The sequence below is a fragment of the Nocardioides sp. genome (genome assembly GCF_035697785.1).
In the GTDB taxonomy this organism is placed as follows: Bacteria; Actinomycetota; Actinomycetes; order Propionibacteriales; family Nocardioidaceae; genus Nocardioides_B.
Genome location: NZ_DASSCL010000156.1, coordinates 1 through 9,835 on the forward strand (window position 1 = coordinate 1; position 9,835 = coordinate 9,835).

Sequence of the window (9,835 nt, forward strand, 5' to 3'; positions counted from 1 at the left end):
CTGAAATCGGCCACACCGGCGTGGCCGTCCCGCCGTCAGCACTCTTGGCGCCCGACAGTTCGGAGCAGCGATGGAAGACAAGACGACCGCGGTCGAGGCCGCGCCGCGACAGGCCCCGCCCTCCGCCCAGGGGCGCACGGCCCTCCTCGGAGCGATGTTCCTGATGGCCACCTCGGCGATCGGCCCCGGCTTCATCACCCAGACGACGGGCTTCACCGTCAAGCTCGGCGTCGCGTTCGCCTTTGCGATCGTCGTCTCGATCCTCGTGGACATCGCCGTGCAGATGAACGTCTGGCGCGTCATCGGCGTCTCCGGACAGCGCGCCCACGAGCTCGGCAACGCGGTGCTGCCGGGGATCGGCTACCTGCTCGCCGGCCTCGTCGTCCTCGGCGGGCTGGTGTTCAATATCGGCAACGTCGCGGGCACGGGACTCGGCACCAACGCGATGTTCGGGCTGGACCCGCGCATCGGCGGCGCGCTCTCCGCGGCCCTGGCCATCGGCATCTTCCTGAGCAAGAAGGCGGGCGTCGCCCTCGACCGGGTGGTGATCCTGCTCGGTCTGGTGATGATCGTGGCCACCCTGGTCATCGCGGTCACCTCGGCGCCCCCGGTCGGGGACGCGCTGGTCAACGTGGTGCTGCCCGAGACCTTCGACTTCGTCGCCGTCACCACGATCATCGGCGGCACCGTCGGTGGCTACATCACCTACGCCGGCGCACACCGGCTGCTCGACTCCGGAACCACCGGCCCCGAGAACGTCCGGGACATCACCCGCAGCTCGGTCGTGGGGATCCTGGTGACCGGCGTGATGCGGGTGCTGCTGTTCCTGGCCATCCTCGGCGTCGTCGCGGGCGGCGTCACGCTCGCCACCGACGACCCCGCCGGCTCCGCGTTCCAGGCCGCGGCCGGTGACATCGGCCTGCGGGTCTTCGGCCTGATCCTGTGGGCGGCCGCGATCACCTCGGTGATCGGCGCGGCGTACACCTCTGTCTCGTTCATGACCTCCTCGCGCACGTCCGAGCGCCGGCGCAACCTGATCACCGTCGGCTTCATCGCGGTGACCGCGGCGATCTTCGTGGCGATTCAGGAGACGCCGGTGACCCTGCTGGTCTTCGCCGGCACGTTCAACGGGCTGATCCTGCCGATCGGCTTCGGCGTCCTGCTCTGGGTCGCCTGGCGCAGGCGTGACCTGCTCGGCGGCTACCAATACCCGGTCTGGCTGCTCGTCATCGGTGTCCTCGCATGGCTGCTGACGCTCTACCTCGGCTACAACGCACTGCTCGCGCTGGGGGACCTGTGAGCACCCGCCCGGCCAGGGTCGACCTGAACAGCGACGTCGGCGAGTCCTTCGGGCGCTGGCAGCTCGGCGACGACGAGGCCATGCTGCGCGTGGTCACGAGCGTCAACGTCGCGTGCGGGTTCCATGCCGGAGACGCGAGCACGCTGCGCCGCACCTGTGCCCTGGCGGCGCGTGGGGGAGTCGTCGTGGGCGCGCAGGTCGGCTACCAGGACCTCGCCGGCTTCGGCCGGCGGTTCATCGACGTGGAGCCGGACGAGCTGACCGACGACGTCGTCTACCAGGTCGGCGCGCTGGACGCGCTGGCCCGCGCGGAGGGGACACGGGTGCGGTACGTGAAGCCGCACGGCGCCCTCTACAACGCGATCGTCCACCACGAGGAGCAGGCGCGTGCCGTCGTCGAGGCGGTGCGCGCCTACGACAAGGAGCTGCCGCTGATGGGGCTGCCCGGATCGGCCGTGCTCGCCGCTGCCGAGGCCGCCGGCCTTCGTACCGTGCGCGAGGCGTTCGCCGACCGGGCCTACACGCCCGAGGCGACCCTCCTCTCCAGGCGGGAGCCGGGGTCGGTGCTCAGCGACCCGGTCGAGGTCGCCCGGCGGGTCGTGCAGATGGTCACCGACGGCACCGTGACCGCCGTGGACGGGTCCACCGTGCGGATCGACGCGGACTCGGTCTGCGTGCACGGCGATTCACCCGGCGCGGTCGCGATGGCCGAGCAGGTGCGGCGGGAGCTCGAGGCCGCCGGCGTCGAGATCGCCCCGTTCGCATGACCGAGCAGGTCCGCCTCGACGTGCTGCCGTACGGCGACCGCGCGCTCCTGGTCGAGGTGGGGGACACCCCGAATGTCGTCGCCTACGTCGACGCGCTCCGCGCCGCCGAGGTGCCGGGCGTCGCCGACGTCATCCCCGCCGCCGAGACGGTGCTCGTGGTCGCGGAGCCGGGCTCACCCGTCGGCGCGCTGCGCTCCGCCCTCCTGGGGATCCGTCCCGACCCGTCCGCGGACGCGTCCTCCGACGAGGGCGACGTGGTGGAGATCCCGGTCCGCTACGACGGGCCGGACCTCGCAGACGTCGCCGAGCTCACCGGGCTCAGCGAGCGCGACGTGGTCGACGCGCACACGGGCAGCACCTGGCGGGTGGCGTTCGGAGGTTTCGCGCCGGGGTTCGGCTACCTCGTCGGCGGGGACCCGCGCCTGCACGTCGCAAGGAGGACCAGCGCGCGGACGGCCGTGCCGGCGGGCGCGGTGGGGCTGGCCGGTGAGTACACCGGCGTCTACCCACGAGAGTCCCCCGGAGGCTGGCAGCTGATCGGCACTACCGAGGCCCCGATGTGGGACCTGGACCGCGACCCGCCCGCGCTGCTCCGGCCCGGTGCCCGGATCCGGTTCACGGAGGTGGGGTCGTGACGGTGCGGCTCCGGGTCCGCGCCCCCGGTCCGCTCAGCGTGATCGAGGACCTGGGCCGGCACGGTACGTCCGGGATCGGTGTCGGGCGCTCCGGTGCCGCGGACCGTGCGTCGCTCCGGCAGGCCAACCGCGCCGTCGCGAACCCCGAAGGGGCCGCCGCGGTGGAGGTCACCCTCGGCGGTCTCGAGCTGGAGGCCGTCGGCGGCCCAGCGCTGCTGTGCGTGACCGGCGCTCCCTGTCCGGTGACCGTCGACGGTCGCGACGTCGGTGCCTACTGCGTCTTCCCGGTCCCCGAGGGGTCCGTCGTGCGGCTCGGGCCGGCGACGGCCGGGCTGCGCAGCTACGTCGCGGTGCGCGGCGGTCTCGACGTCCCGGAGGTGCTCGGCTCCCGCAGCCACGACGTGATGGCGGGTCTCGGCCCGGCTCCGCTGCGGGAGGGCGACGAGCTCCCGGTCGGTGCCGCCGGCACGGCGTACCCGGTCGTCGACTCGCTCCCGCCGCCGTCCTTCGACGGTCCGGTCGTGCTGCGGGCGGTGCGCGGGCCGCGGGACGGCTGGGTCAAGGATCCCGACCTGCTGGTCACGACCGAGTGGACCGCCTCCGACAAGACCAACCGGGTAGGCATGCGGCTGCTCGGTGCCGAGCTGGAACCCGTCGACGCGAGGCGACAGCTGCCCAGCGAGGGTGCCTACCGCGGTGCGGTGCAGGTGCCGCCGAGCGGGGAGCCGGTGGTGTTCCTCGCCGACCACCCGGTCACCGGGGGCTATCCAGTGGTCGCGGTCGTCGTCGACGAGGACGTGGACCGGGCGGCCCAGGTGCGCCCGGGCCAGGCGCTGACGTTCCGATGGGTCGAGGCGCCGTGACCCCGGCCGAGGCCCGCGCCCGGTTCCGCGACGGGCTGGTGACCCCGACGGCGGGATGGTGCCCCGGCTGGGCGCAGGCCAACCTGCTCGCGCTGCCGCGCGACCTGGCCTACGACTTCCTGCTGTTCGCGCAGCGCAACCCCAAGCCCTGCCCCGTCCTCGACGTGCTCGACGCCGGTGCGGTGTCCGGTCCGCTGCTCGACGGTGACATCCGCACCGACCTCCCGGCCTACCGGGTGTACGTCGACGGCGAACAGGTCGAGGAGACCACCGACGTCACCTCGTGGTGGCGCGAGGACCTGGTGTCGTTCCTGATCGGCTGCTCGTTCACGTTCGAGGCAGCGCTGGTCGAGGCGGGGGTGCCCGTGCGACACGTGGAGGAGGGCGTCAACGTGCCGATGTACCGCACCTCCCGGCGCTGCCGACCGGCCGGCGCCATCTCGGGGCCGCTGGTCGTGTCGATGCGTCCGGTTCCGGCGGAGCAGGTCGCCGACGCGGTGACCGTGACCGCTCGCTACCCGGCCGTGCACGGCGCGCCGGTGCACATAGGCGACCCGTCCGCGCTGGGCATCGACGACCTCGACAAGCCCGACTACGGCGACGCCGTCGAGGTCAGGGCGGGGGAGGTGCCGGTGTTCTGGGGGTGCGGGGTCACGCCGCAGGCCGCGGTGGTGGAGTCCCGGCCGTCGCTGGCGATCGCGCACGCGCCCGGGCACATGCTGGTGACCGACGCGCGCGACAGCGACTACCTCTTGTAGGGCTCGACCAGCTCGATGAGCACCCCGCCGGCGTCCTTGGGGTGCACGAAGTTGATCCGGCTGTCCGCGGTGCCCCGGCGCGGCTCGTCGTACAGCAGCCGCAGGCCCCGCTCGCGCAGGATCGCCGAGACCTGGTCGAGGTCGGCGACCCGGTAGGCGAGCTGCTGCAGGCCGGGTCCGCTGCGGTCGAGGAACTTCGCGATCGTCGACTCCGCGGTCAGGGGTGCCAGCAGCTGCAGGCTGGACCCTGACTCGCCGACCGCCAGCATCGCCTCCCGGACGCCCTGCTCCTCGTTGGTCTCCTCGTGCCGGACCTCCATGCCGAACGCCTCGCGGTAGAACGCGATCGCCTCGTCGAGGTCGGGCACCGCAATGCCGACGTGGTCGATGCACTCGAAGAGATGGGTGGGGATCTGCGCGCTCATCCGGACATCGTCGTACGGCGCCGTCGCGACCGCGAGGGACTGTGACCTGTCCGACACGGTGATCGGGCGTCACCCCCTCCCACCGTCGTGACGGTCGTGGGTATCGTCGACAGCGAGTGGCCCGTCACGTCCGGGCCCCGAACCGCAACCCCGCGCAGGAGGCCGTCATGTCCGGATCCGTCATCGTCGCCGGTGCTCGCACCCCCATCGGCCGGCTCCTCGGAGGGCTCAAGGACAAGAGCGCCGCCGACCTCGGTGGGGTGGCGATCAAGGCGGCGCTCGAGAAGGCCGGCGTCTCCGGCGAGCAGGTGGAGTACGTCATCCTCGGCCAGGTCATCCAGGCCGGCGCGGGCCAGATCACCGCGCGGCAGGCCGCGGCCAAGGGCGGCATCCCGATGACCGTCCCCTCGATCACCATCAACAAGGTCTGCCTCTCTGGCATCAACGCGATCGCCCTCGCGGACCAGCTGATCCGCGCCGGCGAGCACGAGATCATCGTCGCCGGCGGCATGGAGTCGATGACGCAGGCGCCGCACCTGCTGCCCAAGTCGCGAGAGGGCTTCAAGTACGGCGACGTCAAGCTCGTCGACTCGATGGCCTACGACGCGTTGTGGGACATGTTCACCGAGCAGGCGATGGGCGCGCTCACCGAGTCCTGCAACAGCGAGGGCCTCGGCCTCACCCGCGAGGAGCAGGACGCGTTCGCCGCCCGCTCACACCAGCGCGCCGCGGAGGCGTGGAAGAACGGCGTCTTCGACGACGAGGTCGTGCCCGTCGAGATCCCGCAGCGCAAGGGCGACCCGATCGTGGTCTCCCAGGACGAGGGCATCCGCGGCGACACCACCGCCGAGAGCCTGTCGAAGCTGCGGCCGGCGTTCTCCAAGGACGGCACCATCACCGCCGGGTCGGCCTCGCAGATCTCCGACGGCGCCTGCGCGGTCGTGGTGATGAGCAAGGCCAAGGCGGAGGAGCTGGGCCTGGAGTGGCTGGCGGAGATCGGTGCGTCGGGCCAGGTCGCCGGCCCCGACTCGACCCTGCAGATGCAGCCCGCCGCCGCGATCGCCAAGGCGTGCGAGAAGGAGGGCATCAAGCCCTCCGAGCTCGACCTCGTGGAGATCAACGAGGCGTTCGCCGCTGTCGGCATCGCCTCGGCGCGCGAGCTCGGGCTCGACGACGACAAGGTGAACGTCAACGGCGGCGCCATCGCGGTGGGCCACCCGGTCGGCATGTCCGGTGCCCGGATCGCGCTCCACCTGGCGCTGGAGCTCAAGCGCCGTGGCGGTGGGGTGGGCGCGGCCGCCCTCTGCGGCGGTGGCGGTCAGGGCGACGCCCTGATCGTGCGCGTCCCGGCGTGACCACCGGCTCCCGCCGCAGCGGCAACGTCTCCGTCCCGGACCTCGTCGAGCGTGCCCGCAAGGGCGAGGCACGGGCGGTCGCGCGGCTGATCTCGCTCGTCGAGGACGCCTCGCCGCTGCTGCGGGAGGTGATGGCCGGGCTGGCCCCGCACACCGGGCACGCCCAGATCGTCGGCATCACCGGGTCGCCTGGCGTCGGCAAGTCGACCTCCACCAACGCGCTCGTCACCGCGCTGCGCAAGACCGGCAAGCGCGTCGGCGTGCTCGCCGTCGACCCGTCCTCACCGTTCTCCGGTGGCGCGCTGCTCGGTGACCGGGTGCGGATGCAGGACCACGCGCTCGACCGGGACGTCTACATCCGGTCGATGGCGTCCCGCGGTCACCTGGGCGGGCTGTCGTGGTCGACCCCGCAGGCGTTGCGGGTGCTCGACGCGGCCGGCTGCGACGTCGTACTCATCGAGACCGTCGGCGTCGGCCAGAGCGAGGTCGAGATCGCCGGGCTCGCGGACACCACCCTGGTGCTGCTCGCGCCGGGGATGGGCGACGGCATCCAGGCGGCCAAGGCCGGCATCCTCGAGATCGGTGACGTGTACGTCGTCAACAAGGCCGACCGCGACGGTGCCGACCAGGTCCGCCGCGACCTGCGCAACATGCTGGCGTTGGCCGAGCGTGACGAGGAGTCGTGGCGGCCCCCGATCGTGCAGACCGTCGCCCAGACCGGGCAGGGCGTCGACGAGGTCGTGGAGAAGATCGACGCGCACCGGGCCTGGATGGAGGGCTCCGGCGAGCTCGGCCGTCGCCGCGTGCGCCGCGCGCGCGACGAGATCGAGGCGATCGCCGTGACCGCGTTGCGCAAGCGGTGGGGTGACGTGCACGCCCGCACCGAGCTCGACGACCTCGCCGAGAAGGTGGCGGCCGGCGACAGCGACCCCTACGTCGCGGCCGACGTGCTGCTCGAGGCCTACACCGACTGAACGACCGCCCCGAGCCGGATCACGTCGTCCGGCCCGGCCAGGTCCGGCAGGGCGGCGAACACCGTGCCCACGCCCCGGTCGGCCAGCTTGGCGTACCGCTCGCGGTGCTCGACCGCGGTGCCGGCGTGGTGGCGGCGCGCGTACGTCGCCGCGGACGTCCGGCCGCGCAGCCGCTCGACCCGCGCCCAGGTGTCCTCGCGGTCGGTCCCGACCACCGGCAGGTCGAGCACCGTGACCTCCACCTCGGCGGGATCGCGGCCCACCTGCTCGCAGTGCCGGTGCAGCACCTCGATCTTGCGGTCGAGGGTCTCGGGGTCGGCGCGCACGTTGCAGGCGTCGCCGAGACGGGCGGCGATCCGCAGCGTCCGGCGTTCGCCGCCGCCCCCGACGATCACGGGGATGTCGTGCACCGGCCGCGGGTACGCCGTCGTCTCCGGCAAGGTGACCCGTTCGCCGTCGTACGCCTTCGTCCCGGCGGCCCACAGCGCGCGCATCGTCTCGATGCCGTCCTCCAGCGCATCGAGGCGCTTGGCGGCCGGCGGGAACCCGAGCCCGAAGCCGAGGTGCTCGCGCTCGAACCAACCCGCGCCCACCCCGACGAAGGCGCGGCCGCCGGAGAGCACGTCCAGCGTCGCCGCGGCCTTGGCGACGATGCCCGGCGGGCGGAACGTGACCGGCGTACAGAGGGTGCCGAGTCGTAGCCGGGTGTCCAAGCCGGCGAGCAGGCCGAGCGTGACCCACGGCTCGGGGATCGGCTCCCACGCCGTGCCGACCTGCGGGATCTGGATGAGGTGGTCCATCAGGGCGAGGCCGGTGAACCCGGCTTCGTCCGCGGCGACGGCGATGTCGCGCAGCCAACCGGTCGGGTCCTCGCCCCAGGGGAACCGGGAGACCTGGAGTACGACGCCGAAGCCCTCGGGCCCGACCTGGTCGGGGGAGGTCCGCGGGGCCGGCTCCGGCGGCGGCCCCTGCTCCTCGCGGACCACGACGACCTCGTCCCAGCCCTCGGCGCCGAGCGCGTCGATGACGGCCCGGGCGGACCGCTGCTGGTTGACCAGCACCGGTGCGGGCACCGGACGGTCGCGCTCGTTGTTGCGGAGTCGGGCCAGGGCCGGGGGGACATCGAACGCCACCACGACGGCGGGTAGGTCGTGCCTGCGCGCCAGGTCGAGGTACCCGAGGCGGCGTTCCTTCTCGAGGCCCAGCGTGTCGACGACGGTGGTGAGACGGCGGCGTACCCGACCCGCGACGATCTGGTCCAGCAGCGCGAACGCCTCTGTCGACGCGTCCAGGTCGTGCCGTCCGCTACCGACCACGCCCCGCAGGTCGTCCGACGACACGATCTCGGCGGCTCGGTAGCGCTCCCGCGCCCACGTCGACTTGCCGGACCCGCTCGCCCCGACCAGGACGACGAGCGCCGGGTCGGGCAGGCGGGCCGGGCTCATGGGCCCGAGTCTGGCACCCGGTGCGGGGCGGGGTCAGCGGCGACGACCCGGCGGGACGATCTCGATCTTGCCCTGAGCGGTCTTCGCCTCGGCCTTGGCGTGCTTTTCAGCACGCTTCTCCTTCAGGGACTTCCCTGCCTTCTTGGACAGGTGCTGTCGCGGGGACTTGTCGGCCATCGTGGCTCCTCGTGGAGCCGCGCTGGCTCCTTGCCGTCACCGTACCCCGGACCCGTGTCGCCCCGGCGCGCCGACGGCGCGGTCAGGAGCGTGCGACCAGGGCGGCGCGTTCGTCGAACGAAGCCGGGAAGTCGGTGCGTTTGCTCAGGTCGATGGAGGGCGATGCCGAGGCAGGCCGCGAGCGGGTGGCGCGAGGATCGGCCACAATGGCGGGAGTCTCCGTTCGGGGGTTCGCCATGCGCCTGCTGTTCACGAGCACGCCGCTCTTCGGGCACTTCATGCCGATGCTGCCGTTCATCGGCGCAGCATTGCAGGCGGGGCACGACGTCATCGTTGCCACCGGGCCTGACCTCGAGGACGAGGTGGGTCGCCGAGGCCTGAAGCTGTGGGAGGTTGGTCCGAGTACGGCGGAGGTGTTCGGCCGACGGGCGGCGCTTCCGGAGATGCCTGGCGCCACCCACCTCGAGCTGCTGCGACGCGACGTGATCGCGATTTTCGGGTGGCCCGGCTATGAGCGGGCCCGCGACTTGACGCCGCTCGCTCTCCAGTGGTCGCCCGATGTCGTTGTACACGAAGCGGCTGACTATGCCGGCTGGGAGGTCAGCGCCGCCACGGGAGCCTTGAGCGTGGCGCACGGCTATGGACCGCACCAGCCACACACGCTCGAGCTGATCAAGGACGTGTGCTCAGCCGCCGTGGAAGAACTCGGGACGCCGGACCGATTCGACTCCGTGCTGGCGTCCCTTTACGTCGATCCGTGGCCGGCGGCGCTGCGTAGCGATGAGCCGTCACCATGGAACGACGTCCTAGGTGTGCGTCCCGAGCCGCGACGTTCGGACCTCATGGCCTTCCTGCCGGCTGAGGTCATCGCGATGACCGGAAAACCGATCGTCTACGTCACGTTCGGCACTGTGTTCGGTTCGGCTGAGGCACTGGCGATGGTGCTGGAGGCGGTCGGGGGTCTGCCCTGCCATGTGGTGGCGACGACTGGCCCCACCCTCGATCCGGCGAGCCTCGGCCCCGTTCCCGACAACGTTCATCTCGCGTCATTCCTGCCTCAGAACCTGGTGCTCGAGCACTGCGCCGCGGTCGTGTCGCATGCCGGTTCCGGGACCGTGCTCGGTGCCCTCGCCGCG

Annotated in this window: 11 protein-coding genes; 8 read left to right on the plus strand and 3 right to left on the minus strand. The window is 72.4% G+C overall.

Annotation, left to right across the window (positions count from 1 at the left end):
• Positions 1 to 70: 70 nt before the first annotated feature.
• Genes VFH10_RS16460 through VFH10_RS16480 form a run of 5 tightly spaced genes read left to right on the plus strand, consistent with a single transcriptional unit; the run spans position 71 to position 4,323 of the window.
• Complete coding sequence (locus VFH10_RS16460; RefSeq protein WP_325130483.1) at positions 71 to 1,300, plus strand: NRAMP family divalent metal transporter; 1,230 nt, start codon at positions 71 to 73, stop codon at positions 1,298 to 1,300.
• On the plus strand, positions 1,297 to 2,067 hold the full coding sequence (locus VFH10_RS16465) for a 5-oxoprolinase subunit PxpA (protein ID WP_325130485.1): 771 nt from the start codon (positions 1,297 to 1,299) through the stop codon (positions 2,065 to 2,067). The genes VFH10_RS16460 and VFH10_RS16465 overlap by 4 nt, the downstream gene beginning before the upstream one ends.
• Positions 2,064 to 2,702, plus strand: a complete 639-nt coding sequence (locus VFH10_RS16470; RefSeq protein ID WP_325130487.1) for an allophanate hydrolase subunit 1 — start codon at positions 2,064 to 2,066, stop codon at positions 2,700 to 2,702. Before VFH10_RS16465 ends, VFH10_RS16470 begins: the two co-directional genes overlap by 4 nt.
• The gene (locus VFH10_RS16475) at positions 2,699 to 3,565 is read left to right on the plus strand and encodes a biotin-dependent carboxyltransferase family protein (RefSeq protein ID WP_325130490.1); all 867 of its coding nucleotides are present in this window, start codon (positions 2,699 to 2,701) and stop codon (positions 3,563 to 3,565) included. The genes VFH10_RS16470 and VFH10_RS16475 overlap by 4 nt, the downstream gene beginning before the upstream one ends.
• Positions 3,562 to 4,323: a putative hydro-lyase gene (locus VFH10_RS16480; protein ID WP_325130491.1), complete on the plus strand. Its 762-nt coding sequence runs from the start codon at positions 3,562 to 3,564 to the stop codon at positions 4,321 to 4,323. Before VFH10_RS16475 ends, VFH10_RS16480 begins: the two co-directional genes overlap by 4 nt.
• Here VFH10_RS16480 and mce read toward each other — a convergent pair.
• The gene (gene mce, locus VFH10_RS16485; RefSeq protein ID WP_325130492.1) at positions 4,311 to 4,748 is read right to left on the minus strand and encodes a methylmalonyl-CoA epimerase; all 438 of its coding nucleotides are present in this window, start codon (positions 4,746 to 4,748) and stop codon (positions 4,311 to 4,313) included. The two genes, VFH10_RS16480 and mce, sit on opposite strands and share 13 nt — an antisense overlap.
• 167 nt (positions 4,749 to 4,915) lie before the next feature.
• Between mce and VFH10_RS16490 the strand changes: the two genes are divergently transcribed.
• Both VFH10_RS16490 and meaB read left to right on the plus strand, forming a co-directional pair.
• Complete coding sequence (locus VFH10_RS16490) at positions 4,916 to 6,103, plus strand: acetyl-CoA C-acetyltransferase (RefSeq protein ID WP_325130494.1); 1,188 nt, start codon at positions 4,916 to 4,918, stop codon at positions 6,101 to 6,103.
• The gene (gene meaB, locus VFH10_RS16495; protein WP_325130496.1) at positions 6,100 to 7,077 is read left to right on the plus strand and encodes a methylmalonyl Co-A mutase-associated GTPase MeaB; all 978 of its coding nucleotides are present in this window, start codon (positions 6,100 to 6,102) and stop codon (positions 7,075 to 7,077) included. The genes VFH10_RS16490 and meaB overlap by 4 nt, the downstream gene beginning before the upstream one ends.
• Here the strand turns inward: meaB and VFH10_RS16500 are convergent.
• Entirely contained in the window at positions 7,065 to 8,522 is a 1,458-nt protein-coding gene (locus VFH10_RS16500) for an LLM class flavin-dependent oxidoreductase (protein ID WP_325130498.1), read from the minus strand. The genes meaB and VFH10_RS16500 overlap by 13 nt on opposite strands.
• A 33-nt stretch (positions 8,523 to 8,555) precedes the next feature.
• Positions 8,556 to 8,699 (minus strand): hypothetical protein, encoded by a 144-nt coding sequence (locus tag VFH10_RS16505; RefSeq protein ID WP_325130500.1) that lies wholly within the window; start codon positions 8,697 to 8,699, stop codon positions 8,556 to 8,558.
• A 236-nt stretch (positions 8,700 to 8,935) separates the two neighbouring features.
• Here VFH10_RS16505 and VFH10_RS16510 point away from each other — a divergent pair.
• Positions 8,936 to 9,835 (plus strand): glycosyltransferase (locus VFH10_RS16510; protein ID WP_325130501.1); only part of this gene is annotated, 900 nt, incomplete at its 3' end.